At 65.6% G+C, this 16,200-nt stretch carries 12 protein-coding genes; 3 read left to right on the top strand and 9 right to left on the bottom strand.

The features are described from left to right. Positions 1–38 precede the first annotated feature (38 nt). Together ACFE70_RS02190 and ACFE70_RS02195 are read right to left on the bottom strand one after the other, a co-directional pair. On the bottom strand, positions 39–1,592 hold the full coding sequence (locus tag ACFE70_RS02190) for a sigma 54-interacting transcriptional regulator (protein ID WP_375416065.1): 1,554 nt from the start codon (positions 1,590–1,592) through the stop codon (positions 39–41). A 134-nt stretch (positions 1,593–1,726) separates the two neighbouring features. Continuing rightward, positions 1,727–2,833, bottom strand: coding sequence for a VWA domain-containing protein (locus ACFE70_RS02195; RefSeq protein WP_375416066.1), 1,107 nt, complete (start codon positions 2,831–2,833; stop codon positions 1,727–1,729). 273 nt (positions 2,834–3,106) lie between these two features. Between ACFE70_RS02195 and ACFE70_RS02200 the strand changes: the two genes are divergently transcribed. Beyond that, positions 3,107–3,391, top strand: a complete 285-nt coding sequence (locus ACFE70_RS02200; RefSeq protein WP_375416067.1) for a DUF427 domain-containing protein — start codon at positions 3,107–3,109, stop codon at positions 3,389–3,391. 95 nt (positions 3,392–3,486) lie between these two features. On the opposite strand, the gene ACFE70_RS02205 is transcribed toward ACFE70_RS02200, so the two are convergent. The 4 genes from ACFE70_RS02205 to ACFE70_RS02220 all read right to left on the bottom strand — a co-directional run bounded on the left by ACFE70_RS02205 (position 3,487) and on the right by ACFE70_RS02220 (position 8,032). Next, positions 3,487–4,467, bottom strand: coding sequence for an acyl-ACP desaturase (locus ACFE70_RS02205; protein ID WP_375416068.1), 981 nt, complete (start codon positions 4,465–4,467; stop codon positions 3,487–3,489). Between the two features lie 128 nt (positions 4,468–4,595). After that, a complete protein-coding gene (locus ACFE70_RS02210) occupies positions 4,596–5,516 on the bottom strand; it encodes a glycosyltransferase family 2 protein (protein ID WP_375416069.1) in 921 nt (306 codons plus the stop codon). Between the two features lie 75 nt (positions 5,517–5,591). Then, positions 5,592–6,893, bottom strand: coding sequence for a hypothetical protein (locus ACFE70_RS02215; RefSeq protein WP_375416070.1), 1,302 nt, complete (start codon positions 6,891–6,893; stop codon positions 5,592–5,594). A gap of 92 nt (positions 6,894–6,985) precedes the next feature. Continuing rightward, positions 6,986–8,032, bottom strand: coding sequence for a GNAT family N-acetyltransferase (locus ACFE70_RS02220; protein ID WP_375416071.1), 1,047 nt, complete (start codon positions 8,030–8,032; stop codon positions 6,986–6,988). Positions 8,033–8,043: 11 nt separating this feature from the next. Here ACFE70_RS02220 and corA point away from each other — a divergent pair, with 11 nt between their 5' ends. Then, positions 8,044–9,435, top strand: coding sequence for a magnesium/cobalt transporter CorA (corA, locus tag ACFE70_RS02225; protein WP_375416072.1), 1,392 nt, complete (start codon positions 8,044–8,046; stop codon positions 9,433–9,435). A gap of 160 nt (positions 9,436–9,595) precedes the next feature. On the opposite strand, the gene ACFE70_RS02230 is transcribed toward corA, so the two are convergent. Further along, positions 9,596–12,553, bottom strand: a complete 2,958-nt coding sequence (locus tag ACFE70_RS02230) for a hypothetical protein (RefSeq protein ID WP_375416073.1) — start codon at positions 12,551–12,553, stop codon at positions 9,596–9,598. 233 nt (positions 12,554–12,786) lie between these two features. Here ACFE70_RS02230 and ACFE70_RS02235 point away from each other — a divergent pair, with 233 nt between their 5' ends. Continuing rightward, positions 12,787–14,289, top strand: coding sequence for an APC family permease (locus tag ACFE70_RS02235; RefSeq protein WP_375416074.1), 1,503 nt, complete (start codon positions 12,787–12,789; stop codon positions 14,287–14,289). Between the two features lie 256 nt (positions 14,290–14,545). Here ACFE70_RS02235 and ACFE70_RS02240 read toward each other — a convergent pair whose 3' ends face one another. Beyond that, the gene (locus tag ACFE70_RS02240) at positions 14,546–15,280 is read right to left on the bottom strand and encodes a carboxypeptidase-like regulatory domain-containing protein (RefSeq protein ID WP_375416075.1); all 735 of its coding nucleotides are present in this window, start codon (positions 15,278–15,280) and stop codon (positions 14,546–14,548) included. Between the two features lie 323 nt (positions 15,281–15,603). Next, positions 15,604–16,053 (bottom strand): hypothetical protein, encoded by a 450-nt coding sequence (locus ACFE70_RS02245; protein ID WP_375416076.1) that lies wholly within the window; start codon positions 16,051–16,053, stop codon positions 15,604–15,606. Positions 16,054–16,200: the final 147 nt, after the last annotated feature.

Raw genomic sequence — 16,200 nt, forward strand, 5'->3', positions numbered from 1 at the left:
TTCAAACATTGCTTGAATAGCACTACTACAGAGCACTACTACCGCCGCCGTCCCTTCTGCGGCTTGTCGTCCTCGTCTTCGTCGTCATCCTCGCCGAAGCTGGGCATGGTAAACATGGACGAGAGCAAGTCCTTGAACTGCGCGCCGCCGGTGAGGCGGTTGCGCGAAATCAGTGAGTGCTCGGCCAAGCCGTGCAGGCAGAACTCCATCAGGAAGAGCGTGGTGTCGGCGTCCTCGTTGGGGTGCAGGAACGTGACGATGTTGCGCAGGCCGGGTACCTTCTCCAGGGCGGCGCGGTAGTCGGCCTGGCTGGCGTCGGAGAGAATATCGACCGTGTTGCCGCTGCCGAACCAGTCCTGCACCTCCTTGTAGGGGTTGGGCTTGTTCTTGATTTTCTTCTGCTTGTCGGGGTCAGGGAAGTAATTGAGGAAGAGCGTGCGCAGGGCCTTGCCCATGAGCTTTTCGGCCACGATGCCCGCGCCCTCCTGCTCGCCCTCATACACCAGCTCTACCTTGCCTGTTACGGCCGGCACCGCCGCGATGAAGTCGGAGATGCGGGCGTAGGTTTTCGTCTCCCCATTGACCAGCGCGCGGCGCTCGGCGGCGGCAATGACTTGCTCGTAGGCCGAGATGGTGAGGCGGGCCGACACGCCCGATTTGGCATCCACGAACTCCGAGGCGCGGGCCTCCACGGCCACCTGTTCCACGAGGTCGGAGATAATTTCGTTTGTCGTCACCATCCCGCGCTGCGCCTCCTTGATGCGCGCCTCCTGCTTGGTGATGCGCTTGCCGATGTCGGTGGACTTGGGGTAGTGGGTGATAATCTGGGCGTCAATCCGGTCCTTGAGCGGCGTCACGATGGAGCCGCGGTTGGTGTAGTCCTCGGGGTTGGCCGTGAACACGAACTGAATATCGAGCGGCAGGCGCACCTTGAAGCCGCGAATCTGAATGTCGCCTTCCTGCAAAATATTGAACAGCGACACTTGAATGCGGGCCTGCAAGTCGGGCAGCTCGTTAATCACGAAAATGCCCCGGTGCGCCCGCGGAATCAACCCGAAGTGAATCACGCGCTCATCCGAGTAGGGCAGCTTGAGCGTAGCCGCCTTAATCGGGTCGGCATCGCCAATCAGGTCGGCAACGGATACGTCGGGCGTGGCCAGCTTCTCGGTGTAGCGGTCGAGGCGCGGCATCCAGCTCACGGGCGTGTCGTTGCCTCGTTCGGCAATCAGGTTTTTGGCAAACACCGACAGCGGCTGCAAGGGGTCGTCGTTTAGCTCGGAGCCTTCCACGACGGGAATAAACTCGTCGAGCAGGTTAATCAGCAAGCGCGCGATGCGGGTCTTGGCCTGCCCGCGCAAACCCAGCAAATTGATGTGGTGCCCGGCCAGGATGGCGCGCTGCAAGTCGGGAATCACGGTCTCGTCGTAGCCGAAGATGCCCGGAAATACTTCTTCTTTGTTTTGGAGCTTTTGAATCAGGTTGGCGCGCAACTCTTCTTTGACGGTGCGGGGCTGGTAACCGCTGGCGCGCAGCTGGCTCAGAGTGGTTAGTTGTTGGAGTTCCGAAGCGGAAAGTTGGGAGTAGGAAGGCATGAAGTTAATTGTCATCCTGAGCAGCGCGAAGGACCTTATCACGTCCGCGCCAGTCACATTATGAGAGCTGACAAAAGCAACCGTGATAAGATGCTTCCTTCGTCAGCATGACAGATAAAATGTAAAGTCCGGAATTACAGCGTTTTGCGGCGGTTCTTCTTGTAGTCCTCAAAAATCAGGTGGCCCAGCCCTTTGAGGCCGGAATAGTAGGCTTTGCCCTGATTCACCTCCGTGAACTCTTCCACGAACTGCTTCAAATACGGGTCCTGGGCAATCATGAACGTGGTAATCGGAATCTTGACGCGGCGGGCGGCGGCGGCCAGGTTTAGGGTTTTGTTGACCACTTTCCTATCCAGGCCGAAGCTGTTTTTGTAATAGCCGTTGGCCTCCTTCAAGCAGGTAGGCTTGCCGTCCGTGATCATGAAAATCTGCTTGTTGGGCGTCTTGCGTTTGCGCAGCAAATCCATCGCCAGCTCCAAACCCGCGACCGTATTCGTGTGGTAGGGGCCGACTTGCAGGTAGGGCAAGTCCTTGACCTCAATCTGCCAGGCGTCGTTGCCGAACACAATCACGTCCAGAAAATCCTTGGGGTATTTCTGCTTCACCAGCTCGGCCAGCGCCATTGCTACCTTCTTGGCCGGCGTGATGCGGTCCTCGCCATAGAGAATCATCGAGTGCGAGATGTCAATCATCAAAACCGTGGAGGTCTGCGACTTATGCTCATTTTCGCGCACTTCCAGGTCGCCCTCGGTCAGCATGAAGTCGTCGCCGTCCATGCCGTGGTTGAGCTGGGCGTTGCGGATGGACTCGGTCATCTGAATCGACTCCAGCGAGTCGCCGAAGCGGAACTCGCGCAGGTCAGTGCTTTGCTCGTCGCCCTGCCCGGTGTGAGGCGTGCGGTGGTTGCCGGTGCTGCTCTTCTTGAGCTTGCCGAAAATCTCCTCCAAGGCTGATTTGCGGATGCCCTGCTCGGTTTTGGGCGTGATGCTGAAACCGCCCTTTTCCTGCTCATTCTCATCGATGTAGCCCTTTTTCTTCAGGTCCTCGATGAAGTTGCCCATGCCGTACTCGTCGTTGGTCAGGCCGTACTGCTTGTCCAGCTCGTTGAGCCATTGTAGGGCCTCACCCACGTCGCCGGAGGTGATGGTGACGAGCTGCATAAAAATTTTAAACAGTTGCTCGAAGCCCTGCTCAGGAGCATCTTCGGGCACAAAATCGCGGAAGCGGAAGCCGAGGGCCATAATTTCAGTTAACAATTAGCAGTGGGCAGTGAACAGTTCGCGAGGCGGGCCTGATTTAAAGGTACGCCGCCCGTTGTTCGTCATCATCATGGAGCAGGCAAACACCGGGGCCGGCTGGGATGTTCGTTTTCTGGCGTGTCAAGCGCCCGCAAAACATTGGCGCTGGCGCGGCGTCTGTCAGTCTTGCTTCCGTTGCGGGGCAACCGGAGCGCAATAGCAGCCCGCAACCCACTTACGCACAGCTTTTTTCCTTCATTCCCTACCCCCCTATTCATGAAAGCCATCTGGAACAACACCGTCGTGGCCGAGAGCGACAACACAGTGGTGGTGGAAAACAACCACTATTTCCCCGCCGATTCTATCAAAAAGGAGTTCTTTGAGGACAGCATTGCCGGCACCACCTGCCCCTGGAAGGGCCGCGCCTCCTACTACTCGCTGCGCGTAAACGGCGAATTAAACAAGGACGCCGCCTGGTTCTACGCCGAGCCTAAGGAAGCCGCCGCCCAAATAAAAGGCCGCGTAGCGTTTTGGAAGGGCGTTCAAGTAGTTATGAGTTAAAAATTATGAATTATGAGTTGGTCGTTCAACGCCTCAGCAGGCGCCTCTAAACGGCCAACTCATAACTCATAATTTTTAGCTCATAACTCCAACTATCACCCAATCCAGCGGAACTGGTATTCGAGCTTGGGCACCGGCATCCGGTCGGCCACGCGGCGCAGGCGGCCCGGCAGGGCCATGACGTACTCGCGGGCCTTTTCGGCGGCGCTGGTCAGGCCCGTGCGGTGCTCGATTTTCCAGTCGTGGATAAGCGAGTCGAGAATGTCGGTGTAGTCGGCGGAGGTGTAGACGCCGATGCGCTGGGCGGCGTCGGTGAAGTGGCCGAAGGTTTTGCCCATTTCAATGCCCATCTCCCGCATGTAGTGGGCCGGCATCACGATTTTCTTGCGCATCATGTCCTCGAAAGCCAGCATCATCTCGCTGGGGTCGACCTCGAAAATCTTGTCCACGAACGTTTTATAGACGCGGGCGTGGCGGTTTTCGTCGCCCGCAATCATGCCGCAGATTTTGCTGAGCTGATCGTCGCCGGCTGTGCGCGCCAGCTGGCCCACGCGGCGGTGCGAGATGTTGGTGGCCTGCTCCTGGTAACTGGTGTAGACGAAGGCCCGGTACGGGTCGTGGGCGGTGCCCAGGTCGAAGCCGTCGTTAATCAGGAACTGAGTCGAGGTTTCCATCTCCCGCATATTCACCCGGCCCGAGAGGTACAAATAGCGGTTGAGCAGGTCGCCGTGGCGGTTTTCCTCGGCCGTCCAGCCCCGAATCCACTGGGCCCAGCCGTTGTCGCGGTCGCGGTTGAGGTCGTCCAGCTCGTGAAACCAGGCTTCGTAATTGGGCAAGGCCTCTTCGGTGATGGTGTCGCCGACGAGCACGGCCATCAAATCGTAGCTCAGGCTGGCGGCTTTCTCGCGCAGCAGCTTGACCTCGTCAAAGAAGCTTTCCTGACGCGAGTCGGGCAGAAAATCAGCGGGCTGCCAGGAGTCTTCCACCTTGCGCAGAAACGTACCGAGGTTTTCGCGCAAAAAACCTTCGAGGTGCTGAAGAACTTCGCTGCGCGAAGTCATAGTAGCGGCTAACATGGGGGTAGGGGAAAATGGGGCAGAAAGCAGATAAAATTTAACGTGAATGTAACGGCATAACAGGACAACAGGCCGTAAAAACGAGGTTTTGAAAAGGAAAAAAATTATGGCATTGGCCCGTCAAATCCCTACCCCTCGCTCCGGCCATAAAGCCGGGCCAGCAGCCCCAGGGCCCGCCGCGCGCCGGCCCAGTGGCGGTAGCGCAGGGTCTGGAGGAGTTCCCAGCGCAGGCGGCGGCCCAGGGCGGCGCGCTCGGGGCGGGTACGGCACAAGGCCAGCGCCTTCTGGCACACGGCCAGCGTGGAGAGCACAAATGGGTCGCTGGGGCGGTAGGCGCGGGCGCCGAGGCTGGCGGGGTGGCGGCGCTTGCGGGTCGTGACTTCATCGAGGTAGAAAAACTGCCACTCGCGGCTGGCACGCACCCAGAAGTCAAAGTCCTCGTAGGCCAGCGCCTCGTCGTAGCCGCCGAGCGCGGCCAGGCAGGCGCGGCGCATGAGCATGGTGGGCGAGCTGATGAAGTAGCGGCCGAGCACGTCGGCCAGCACCCAGCCGCTGGCCGGGCGCGGGTGCAGGCGGCCGGCGGCATCGGGGCGGTGATGCCGGCCCAGCGAGCCGCCGGCTTCATTTATCAGCTCGGCGTTGGAATACACGACGCCATAGCTGGCACCAAGGGCTTGGAAAGCGTTGATTTGCTGACTGATGCGCGCGGGCAGCAGCACATCATCGGTGGCGAAATCGATGATGAATTCGCCCGTAGTCTGCCGGAACGCCTGGTTGAAGGCGCGGCAGTTGCCCACGTTTTCGGGCAGCAGCAGCAGGTGCCAGGTGGGGTTTTGGGCGGCGTAGGTCGTTAGGATTTCGGCGCTGCCGTCGGTGCTGGCGTCATCCACGAGCCAGACTTCCAGCCGCGGATAGGTCTGCGCCAGGATGGAATCCAGCGCCTCGGCCAGAAAGCGGGCGTGGTTGTGGCACAAGGCCACAATAGAAACGAGCGGCGGCAACGCTGCGCTTAATAAGGAATGAGGAAGGAGGAAGGAAGAATTGGGCATGGCGCAAGCGCGCATTGCGAAGTGAAGAGGGTAGGGCAAAAACTCAAGGGTTAGCAAGTAGGCCGAAATTCTTCATTATTCATTCTTAATTCTTAATTGCAGCAGTGCGGCGCCGGCCAGCAGCAGCCAGTAGCGGCTAGCATGGGCCAGCACGGCGCCGCGCAGGCCCAGGGCGGGGAGCAGCGCCGCCAGCAGGGCCACGTAGAGCAGCGCTGAGATGGCCTGCGCCGCCACGTAGCGCCGCAGCCGGGCCTGAGCCAGCAGCTGGTAGAGCGCCACCCAGGTTAGAAACTTGGCCCAATCGCCGAGCAGCTGCGGGCCCAGCAGTGCCCGCGCGGCCAACAGGTGCGGGGCGAAAAGCAGTGGCAGCAGCCAGTCGCGCAGCAAATAAATCAGGCCCAGCCCGGCGGCCAGGGCCAACGCCAGCAGTTGCAGCGCGGCCCTGATGTAGGCGCGGGCCGCGGCGGGCTGCCCGGCCAGCGCCGCCAGTTGGGGATAGAACACGCTGCCGAGCCCGGCCGCGACCACCATCGTGTAGTTGTCGGAGAGCTTGCCCACGGCCTGCCACAGGTCGGTCTGGGTTAGGCCAAAGCGCTGCACCAGCAGGGCCCGCACCGCAAAGTCCAGGGCTTTGCCGAACAGCAGCACGCTGGCCGCCGTGCCCACGAAGCGCCCCAGCGCCCGCAGCGCCGCCCGGCTGGGCTGCCCGCGCCAGAGCGGGCCCAGCGGCAGCAAGCCCGCGCGCCGGGCCAGCCCGACGGCCGGCAGCAGGGCCAGGCTCTGCCCCAGCAGGTAGGCCAGCAGCACCTGGGGCACCGACCACCCCAGCGCCAGCGCACCCGCCGCCGCGCCGGTGCCCAACGCACTAATGCACACCGCCACCACCACGAACGCCCGCCGCCGGCCCGCCGCCAGCAGCGCCTGCCCCAGCAAGGTTTGGCCCGTGACGGCCAGCACGGCCAGCCCAAACAGCAGCCCGGCGGCCAACCCGCCGCCCGCCGCCCTACCCCCCCTTTCCGGGCCCAGAGCGGTCAGCGCGGCCAAGCCCAGCAGGCCGGCCCCGACCGTGGCGCCGCTCAGCAGCAGGGCCGCGCCGAGCCAGGCCCGGTGCCGGGGGCGGCCAGGGCGCAGCGGGGCCAGGTACTTGACCAGCCCCACGTGCACGCCGTCGTTGGGCAGGGCCGTGAGCAGGGCCAGCAGGTTCTGGAACTGGGCCAGCAAGGTCAGGCCGCCGGGGCCGCCGTACACGGCCAGCAGCTTGTTGAGGGCCAGCGCACCCACGGCGCGGGCCAACACCGCGCCGCCAGCCCCGGCGCCGGCCCGCACGAAGTCACGCCAGCGCGTCAGCAACGAAGGAAAAGCGGCTAGAGCTGGCACCGCAACCAGGATGAGCTAGGCATAAGCCGGACAACTGACTTTCTTTTAATTCACTAAATAAGCAGCAGCGCCCAGGCGTTTTGCGCTTTCTCCTACCCCCCTGCTAAGGGTTTTTCCCAGCTCAGGCGCAGGCCGGCCACGCCGCCCAGGTGCCGCTTGAAGCGCAGCAGCGAGGCATTGGGGCCCGTGGGCAGGGTCGAGGTGCCTAAATCCAGCACGCGCAGGCCGCTAGCCTGGGCGAAGGCGTGCAGGCCGCCGTGCAGCAGCACGGCCGGGCTTAGCTGATTGAAGCGCAGCGGGCTGGCCACGTAGAACTCATACAGCACCTGCGGGCTAACCTGAATGGCCACGCCGATGGCGGCCCACTCGCCGGTAGGCGTGCGCACCGACAGCAGCAGGTGCTGGCGCGGAAACGCCGCGAACAGCGCCTGCACCCGCGCCAGCGGCAGCGCCGGGCCGTGCCCCCGCTCCTGCCGGCACTGTAGCATAAACTCATACGCCAGCGGCAGCAGCAGCGGCGGCTCCTGCTCCACCACCAGGCCCGCGCGCTGGCAGCGGCGCACGCAGTGCCGCTCGTTGTACGTCAGGTGCGTCAGGAAATCGCGCCGCAGGTCGAGGTGGTAGTTCTGCTCGGCCAGCACCACGGGGTAGCGGCGCTGGCGCAGCACCTCGGCCAGGCGGGCGGCATTGGCCGGGTCGTAGCAAAACGCGTGGCCGCGCAGGTGCAGGCGCCGCTGCCCGCGCCGCCGCAAAACCGCCTCTACGCCGTCGAGCAACTGGTGCAGCGCCGCCGCCGGCAGCCCGGCCGTGGCCTGCACGCCGCCAAACGGCGCCTGCCCTGGACTGCTGGCCCGGCCCGGCTCCCCGCAGTTCAGCTCGACGTGCAGCAGGGCCACGGTGAGGCCGGCACCGGGCTCCTCTAGATAGAAGCTGAGCACCGGGCCGGCCGGCCGCGCCAGGGCCAGGTGCGCGGGCTCTAAAAACAGGAAGGGCGCGAAAGCCAGCGGCAGCCGCGGCTCGGCGGGGTCGCCGCTGGGGCCACTTTCGGCCACGTGGAGCTGCCAGGCCGGGGTCGCCGGCCCGGCCCCCCGCGCCGCTGCAGGCGGCGCGCCATCGGCGGCGGAAGCGGGTGCTTTCAAATTAAACGCTGATGCGGACAGTAGATTCCTATTCGGATTTTTACGCGGGAAAGCGGTGCCCCGAGGTGAAACACGGCGGCAAAAATGCGCGTTTCGCCGCCAAAGTACGGCACTGCCCGCCGGCCGGGCCGGCGCGGCGGCGCGGCGGGCGCCGGGGCAACGGCGCCATTTTGCGTAAGTTCGGCCGCCCCGACCCGTCCGTTTCCCTACCCCCTCCCCTGCGCATGAACCCTTCTGCTGCTGCCCCCACCGCCCCGGCCGCCGACGCCCCTCCGCGCCTGAGCATTACCGACCAGCAGGCCACCCGCCAGGCGCGCGAGCAGAACGTGGGCGAGCGCCCCGGCACGCTCACCATCCGGCCGGGGGCGCTGCCGCCGCGTCTGTTTTTATTTTCCTACGACGAGAACACGCTGCGCGAACAGGAATACTCCGAACTTGACCCGCTGCTCGCCAGCCTGCGCGCCCGCCCCGAGCTGCGCCACTGGGTTGACGTGCGCGGCTACGGCGACCTGCCCCTGATGGAGCGCCTGATGCAGGAATTTGATTTGCACCCGCTGCAAATGGAAGACGTGCTCGGCGACTACCAGCGGGCCAAGCTGGAAGTGTTTGATGACAACCGCCTGTTTCTGGTTTCGCGCATGACCGAGTTTGTGGGCGAACAAGGCATTGACGATGACCAGCTTTCCATCTTCACCGGCTCGAACTACGTGCTCAGCTTTCAGGACGACTACAGCGACTGCCTCGACCCGCTGCGCCAGCGCATCCGCGCCAACCCGAGCCTCATCAAGCGCCGCCCCTCGCTGTACCTGGCCTACGCCATGACCGACGTGGTGCTGGACAACTACTTCCCCACGATGGCGGCCATCGGCGACCACATCGAGGCCCTGGAAGAACAGATTTTCAGCGACCAGCGCGCCCCGCGCCTGCTGAGCGCCATTCTGAGCACCAAGAAGGACGTGGTGCGCTTCCGCCGCCTCGTTTATCCCGAGCGCGACAAGATGGCCGAGCTGCTGCGCCTGCCCGAGGAGGTCGTGCCCGAAGAAATAAAGGTGTACTTCCGCGACTGCTACGACCACGCCATCCAGGCCCTGGACCTGGCCGAGAGCTACCGCGACAACATCAGCTCGCTCACCGACCTCTACCTCTCCAACCAGAGCAACCGCATGAACGAGGTGATGAAGGTGCTCACCATCATCAGCTCCATCTTCATCCCGCTGAGCTTCATCGTGGGCCTCTACGGCATGAATTTCCAGCGCCACGGCCCCAAAGGCGAAGAGTATCCGCTCAACATGCCCGAACTCTGGACGCCCTACGGCTACCCGGTTTTAATCAGCTTGCTGCTGCTCATCGTCAGCGGCCAGCTCTACTACTTCTGGCGCAAAGGCTGGCTGACGAATCAGTGAGCAATTAATAATGAGCCAAGGAACGTCATGCCGAGCGCAGCGAAGCATCTCGCTCGGGAAAGTAATCCAATCGTGAGGTCAGGCTGATTAGTGCTGCCCGCAAGATGCTTCGCTGCGCTCGGCATGACGTTCCTTTCCTCATTATCAATTGCTTATTGCCTCAAAGCTCGGCCCGGCGCAGCTCCCGGCCCACGACGCGCAGGAGCTGGTAGCGGCCACCGGGCGTGGCGGGCGGGCTGAGCCCGACGCCGCTGCCGGTGCTGGGCAGCGCCTCCCGGCTCAGGCGCCGGCCCTGGCCGTCGTAGAGAAACACCTGGCCCGGCCCCGGCTCCGTGAGGGCCAGCACCTGCCGGCCGCGGCCGAAGTCAAAGAACTGCACCCGCTTTTCATCGGACGTCAGAAAGCCCTGGGTGAGCATGGCCGGGCCACCCTCGGGCCGGAACACGGCTAGCTGGCCGCCGTCTTCGCGCACCACCACGACGCTGGGGCTGACGGCCCCATTCCCTACCCCCCCCGGCGCCGACTGGCTCGGCACGAGCCGGAAGCGGGCCGTGCGGCTCCAGGTGGCCACGCGGCGGCGGGTCAGCCCCTCGCCGCTGAGGCTGAAGCTGACCAGCTCGCCGTGCTGGTTGACCACCGAGATGCGCGTGCGGCTGAGCGTGGCGCCGGGCCGCACCCAGGCGCCGCCGGCCAGCCGCGCGCCCACGCTCAGCGGAAAGCCCGGCCAGGGCGAGCCCTGCTGGTCGTAGGCATAGACGTAGCCGTTTTCGAGCAGGGCCAGCACCACGTCGCGCCCGCCCACGCTCAAGAGCAGCGGCGCGCCGGCCAGCGGCGCATCCAGGCGCTTGGGCTGCCAGCCCGGAAACAGGCGGCCGTCGGCGTCGAGCAGCAGCAGGGCCCGGCGGCCGGCGGCCACCAGCAGGCGCGGCGCGGCGGCGCCCGCAGTGGTGCCCGCAGCGGTGCCCGCAGCGCCGCCCGGCCCCGCGACGGCAATCCCTACCCCCGTCGCTTGCAGCGAGTCGGGCAGGTTGAGCGGAAAGTGCGGAGCCTCGCGGCCATCGGCGGCGCCGAGCAGGTGCAGCTGCCGGGGCGTGGCCAGCAGCAGGTGGGGCGGCTCATTCGGTCGCAGGGCCAGCGCCTGGGCCGGCGCCACCGGCACGGCGCCCAGCGTGTCGGACCACAGCACCACGTCGTCGGGGCTCACGAGGTGCGCCACGCCGGCCGAATCGGTGAGCAGCACGGCCGGGCGGGGCGCGCCGCCGGCCAGCGGCAGCAGCAGCGGCGCGCCCCGCAGCCCGCGCTTGAAGGCCAGCCCCGGCGAGGCCGTGGCCGCGTTGGCGAGCGTGGCGGCCGGCCCCTGCTGGGGGTGGCGCAGCAAAAGCTGGGTGTAGTAGTGGGCACCGGGCGCGGTCTCGGCGGCGGGGGCCAGCTGCAACGCCATTTGGGGCAGGCGCTTGAACAGGGTTTCGTGGCGCAGCAGGCCGGCGCGGCGGTCTTCGCGCAGCAGGCCGAGCAGCGCGTTCCAGGCCTGGCGCGTATCCACGATGACGCTCAGCCGGGCCTGGGGCAGCAGCTCATTCAGAAATGCCACCTGGCCGGGCGAGCGGGTCCAGACCTGCCCGCCGGCCACGTCCTGCAAGTAGGCTTGCAGCACCGGGGCCGGACCCAGCACCAGGTAGCTGCCCACCAGCGCCGCTGCCCGGCTATCGGCCCCGAACGATTGGCCGGCCTCCGCCTCGGCGCCGCGCCCGGCCTCGGCCAGCTTGCCCAGCACGGCGCGGGCCTCGAAGCCTGCCGCGTAGAGGGCGTAGGGCCCAATGCGGGTGAAGCCCGGCGAGAGGCCCGCCGCCCGCCGCTCGCGCCCCAGCCACCGGGCCGTGCGGGCCGGCGCCGGGCAGCGCACCAGGGCCAGCTGCCCCGCCGGCCGGCCCGGCGCCGGCGCCGCCAGGTAGGCCACGGCCACCTCCGGGCCGAGCGTGGCGCGCAGACTGTCAAGCACGGCCTCGTGCCGGGCCACGAAAGCCGCCGCCCCCGGCGCGGCCCCGGCCAGGGCGCCCGGCCCCGCACTCAGCCCCGCGCTCAGCCCTACCCCCAACGGAACGCCCGAAGCCAGCGCGCTAACTCCTGAAGCAGCGGGCGCGGCGGGCGGGCGCAGGCGGCCCGGCGGGGCGGCCAGGTGCAGCAGCAGGGCCGTGCGGGTGCTGATGATGTCGGCCAGCGCCAGCGGGCCGGTGGGCACGCCGCGCAGGCGCTGGTGCAGGGCGTCGGTGGCGGTTTCGGGGTTCGAGAAGCCCTGGGCCAGCACGCGGTTGCCGCCCAGGCGCACTTGCAGCAGGCCGTTGCGGGCCAGCGAGGCCAGGTAGTCGGCGGCGGGCGGGCGGCCGGGCTGCAGCAGCACATCGAGCAGCGTGGGCAGGCGCCGGTAATTGATCAACAGGGTGCCATCGATGCCGCGCCCGCGCAGCAGGTCCAGCTCCTGAAAGTCGGCCGCCACGGTGGGGTTGGCCGGGCCGGGCGGGCGGGCGGCCCGCCGCAGCGCCGCCTCCACCAGGCCGGCGTTGCTGCTGACGAGCAGGCGGTTGCGGTAGTTGACCACCGTCAGGCTGGTTTCGGAGCTGATTTCGGTGAGCAGGCTCAGCTCGTGGCCGTCCAGCTCGCGCCGGGCCAGGCGGTAGCGGCGGTCGCGGCCCAGCGCGTCGAGCAGGCTGCGCACCTGCCGGTACTCGCGCACGGTGGTCAGCGGCACCTGAAACAGCAAGTCGTAGCGCGCCGGGCCCGTCACGTGCAGCGAGGTCACCACCAGCTTGCGGCCCAGCAGCCGCAGCAGCCCGCCCGAGCGGGCACTGCCGCCGCCGGCCAGGCTGTCGGCCAGCGCCAGGTGCCCGGCTGCCTGCTGGAAGTAGCCGATGGCCGTCAGGTTGTCCCAGAGCTGGGCTTCCTGCAAGTGGCGCACCAGGGCCGGGTGGTCAGAGGTGCTGAGCACGAGCACCGCGTCGTCGGGCACCAGGGCGTAGGCATCCAGCGGCACGGCGGCCAGGGTGCGGCGGTAATAAACGTACGTGGTGAGGGCGAGCAGCAGCACGAGGACCGTGAGCAGCGCCGGCAGCTTGCGGGACACTTGCGGGAAATAAGGGGGGTAGGCGGCAGCAAAGGCAAAGAACGGCAGCCGGCGCCGGGCAGCGGATACGGCTGAACGAAGCGCGCGTTAGCTCGCGCAGGGTCGCGCCGGGTTTAGCCGGGTCGTACCAGCTTGGCCCGGTGGGCTTTCGCGCAAATTAACGTCCGCATTTCTTCCACTTCCTACGCCCCGCCCTATCTTCCCTGCTTTAACCACCGGGCTACTCCTACCCCATGACCGAACCGCAGCTCTCGCCCCCGAAGCCCGCTACTGCCCCGCCGCATTTCCAGCGCGCCATCAACCTCTTCGATGCCATCATGCTCGTCACGGGCTCCATGATTGGCTCGGGCATTTTCATCGTCACGGCCGACATTGCCCGGCAGGTCGGCTCGGCAGGCTGGGTGCTGGTGGTGTGGCTGCTCACCGGCCTCATCACCCTCACCGGCGCCGTGAGCTACGGCGAGCTGGCGGCCATGTTCCCCAAAGTGGGCGGGCAGTACGTGTACCTGCGCGAGGCCTTCGGCCGGCTGGTCGCGTTCCTGTATGGCTGGAGCTTGTTTTTGGTCATTCAAACCGGCGTCATCGCGGCCGTGGCCGTGGCGTTTGCCAAGTTCACGGGCGTGCTGCTGCCGTATTTTTCAGTTAAGAATATTCTGTTTAAAGCCGGGCCGTTCGATTTCAGCACCGTGCAGCTGCTGGCTATCGTGCTCATTGTCTTTATCACGGCCATCAACGCCCGCGGCGTGCGCGCCGGCAAGCTCATTCAGAACGTGCTCGGCTCGACCAAGCTCGTGGCGCTGGGGTTGCTCATTCTGCTTGGCGCCACGCTGGGGCTGAACCACGAAGCTATCCAGGTCAACTTCGCCGACCTCTGGACCGCCACGCGCCACGCCGCGCCGGGCGCCGCCACGGGCCTCCCAGGCGGCGCGGGCACGCCCATCTCCGGCACTGCCCTGGTCGTGGCCATCGGCATGGCCATGACCGGCTCCTTGTTCTCGTCCGATTCCTGGAACAACATCGGCTTCGCGGGCGAGGAAATCCAGAACCCCGAGCGCACGCTCGTGCGCAGCATGGCCATCGGCACGGCCATCGTCACGGCGCTCTACATTCTGAGCAACGTGGTGTACCTGCTGGTTTTGCCCCTGGCGGGCTCGCCCGACGCGACCACCGTGGCCGGCCGCGGCATCATGTACGCCACCGACGACCGCGTGGCCACCGCCGTGGCCGAGTCGGTGCTCGGGCCGGCCGGGGCCATCGTGCTGGCCGTGCTCATCATGCTCAGCACCTTCGGCGCCAACAACGGCATCATTCTCAGCGGCGCGCGGGCCTATTATGCGATGGCCAAAGACGGCCTGTTCTTTCCCGGCCTGGCCCGGCTCAACGCGGCCGGCGTGCCGGCCCGCAGCCTGTGGGCGCAGTGTTTGTGGGCCTCGCTCTTGTGCCTGAGCGGCTCCTACGGGCAGCTGCTCAACTACGTCATGTTCTCGGTGATTCTGTTCTACGTCATCACCATCATCGGCATTTTCGTGCTTCGCCGCACCCGGCCCGCCGCGCCGCGCCCCTACCGCGCCTGGGGCTACCCCGTGGTGCCGCTGCTCTACGTGGTCACGGCCTCGGCCTTCTGCCTGATTCTGCTCGTGGCGCCCGACACGGCCGAGTTCTCGCAGCGCGGGCTGGGGCTGGTAGCGCTGGGCGTGCCGGTGTTCTTCCTGTTCGGCAAGCGCTTCGCCCGCTAAAGCAATGAGCAATTAGCGATGAGCACTGAACAATTGGTAATGCCTCCCCGCCGGGCGACCCAGCGGTAAAACCCCCTACCCCCCCTTACACCAGCAAAGCCCCGGTAGGACCCAATCATCGGCACCTGCGCTGATGATTGGGTCCTACCGGGGCTTTGCTATTTTCCTACCCCCTGCCCCTCTATTAATTAGAGCGGAGATAGTCAATCAGAACTAATAGCTCATTGCTAATTATGAATTAGTCATTGCTGATTGCCTACCGGCGGCGGCGCTTGACGCCGGGCGTGGGCGTCAGGGTCACGTTCGTGGGCTGGGCGCCACGGGTATGCATTTCCTCGTCCTGATAGCCGCCGTAGCCGAAGATGAGGCTGTTGTCGCCGGCGGGCGCCTCCAGCTCGTAGTGGCCGTTGGCGTCGGTGCTGGTGCCCTTGCCCGAGCCTTTGAGCAGCACGGTGGCCCCCACCAGGGGCTTGCCTTCCTCATCGAGAATGCGGCCCGAGAGTGTGAGCGTGGCCGGCGCTGAGCGGACGGGCTCGGCCACCGGGACCGGCGCCGCGGTTGGGGCTGCTGCCACTTCCGCTGCAACGAGGGGGGTAGGGCTGGGCGCCGCCGGCGTGGCCGCAGCTGCCGCGGCCATCGCCGGCCGGGCCGCGGTTTTGGGGGCTCCCGTCGCGGCGGCAGCCACGGCAGTTTTCGGGGCAACGGCCTCTTCCTCCGGGGCGGCTGGGGCGGGCGCGGCCTCCGCCTCGCGGCTGGCGGTCACGCTGGCCCCCTCCAGCAGAAACGAGGGCGCGACGGCGGCCAGGCCGCCGCCCCCGCCGCTGCTGGCCGGCGCCAGCGCGTAGGTGAGCACGCCCAGCGTAAACAACGCACCGACGATGATGCCCAGGCGGGTGTTGCCCGACGAGAGGGCCGCGTCCTCGGCATCGAGCTGCGGGTTGTAAGCCGGCAGGCTCTCGGTGGTAGTGGAGGGTAATGAATCAGGGGTCATAAAAGAAGTTGGGAAGTGAGGAAATCAGAAGAGAAATGCTGGAGCAGTAAATAGTAATAATTTAAGAATAAACCAGAGGAAAGCAGCTAGCTGGTAGTATAAGACATCCAGAATGTTATTATTTGCGAAATATAAGTGAAATCTAAGTATTTACCAATCAATAAGGCTGGCGAAAAGCTAATTTTCGCTACGGTTCAAGTCCGACGCTTAATAGAACTTTACCGCAGTTCTACTTGCCACGGCCTGCGCCCGGCGCCAAACAAAAAAGCCTCCGCACCAGGTGGTACGGAGGCCATGAAGCAGGGCCAGTCCCGGCTGATTTACTACTGGTCGCTGATGGTCTCGCCGCCGATGGCGGGCGTGGCCGCCCCGCCGGGGGCTTTCTCGCCAAACTCCTGCTCGCGGGTGCGGATGTTGCCGGCGTGGTCCAGCTCGTAGCTGCCTTCGGCCTCGAAGCCGGGGCCCTGGGCCTGCTCGCCGGCGCCACTGTGCTCGCTGCCGCCCTGCGCCTGGCCTTCGCCGCCGCCGATGTGCAGGTTTTCGAGCTGGTCTTTCTGGTTCGAGCGCTCGGTGTAGCCGTTGGCGCCGGTGTAGCGGTCGGCGGTGGGGTCGTTGCTGGCTTTGTTGTTACTCTGGTCCTGCTGGTACTCCTTTTGTTTTTCCAGCTGCTCATTCACCGGAAAATTCTTGTTTTCCGTAATCTGGGCGTGTTCGCCTTCGTCGGGCGTGGTGCCATTGCCGGATAAGTCGTCTAAGATGTTGTCTAAAATCATGGGGCGGAAAAGTAAAATAAGATGAGGAAGATTTACCTGGCTTACGCAGGCCCCGGCCCAGGGTTAGCTTAGGGTTAGCGCCGCCCGGTTTACCTTGCCATCTGCTTTTGCGGCCAAGCCGCCTGCCTTGCCGCCCGCCTACCCCCT

Source organism: uncultured Hymenobacter sp., assembly GCF_964243305.1.
Classification (GTDB): domain Bacteria; phylum Bacteroidota; class Bacteroidia; order Cytophagales; family Hymenobacteraceae; genus Hymenobacter.

What these genes read in the sequence shown, in the direction of transcription:
- ACFE70_RS02190 (WP_375416065.1), bottom strand. Translation starts at nt 1,592, where the DNA reads ATGCCTTCCTACTCCCAACTTTCCGCTTCGGAACTCCAACAACTAACC.
- ACFE70_RS02195 (WP_375416066.1), bottom strand. Translation starts at nt 2,833, where the DNA reads ATGGCCCTCGGCTTCCGCTTCCGCGATTTTGTGCCCGAAGATGCTCCT.
- ACFE70_RS02200 (WP_375416067.1), top strand. Translation starts at nt 3,107, where the DNA reads ATGAAAGCCATCTGGAACAACACCGTCGTGGCCGAGAGCGACAACACA.
- ACFE70_RS02205 (WP_375416068.1), bottom strand. Translation starts at nt 4,467, where the DNA reads ATGTTAGCCGCTACTATGACTTCGCGCAGCGAAGTTCTTCAGCACCTC.
- ACFE70_RS02210 (WP_375416069.1), bottom strand. Translation starts at nt 5,516, where the DNA reads ATGCCCAATTCTTCCTTCCTCCTTCCTCATTCCTTATTAAGCGCAGCG.
- corA (WP_375416072.1), top strand. Translation starts at nt 8,044, where the DNA reads ATGCGGACAGTAGATTCCTATTCGGATTTTTACGCGGGAAAGCGGTGC.
- ACFE70_RS02235 (WP_375416074.1), top strand. Translation starts at nt 12,787, where the DNA reads ATGACCGAACCGCAGCTCTCGCCCCCGAAGCCCGCTACTGCCCCGCCG.
- ACFE70_RS02240 (WP_375416075.1), bottom strand. Translation starts at nt 15,280, where the DNA reads ATGACCCCTGATTCATTACCCTCCACTACCACCGAGAGCCTGCCGGCT.
- ACFE70_RS02245 (WP_375416076.1), bottom strand. Translation starts at nt 16,053, where the DNA reads ATGATTTTAGACAACATCTTAGACGACTTATCCGGCAATGGCACCACG.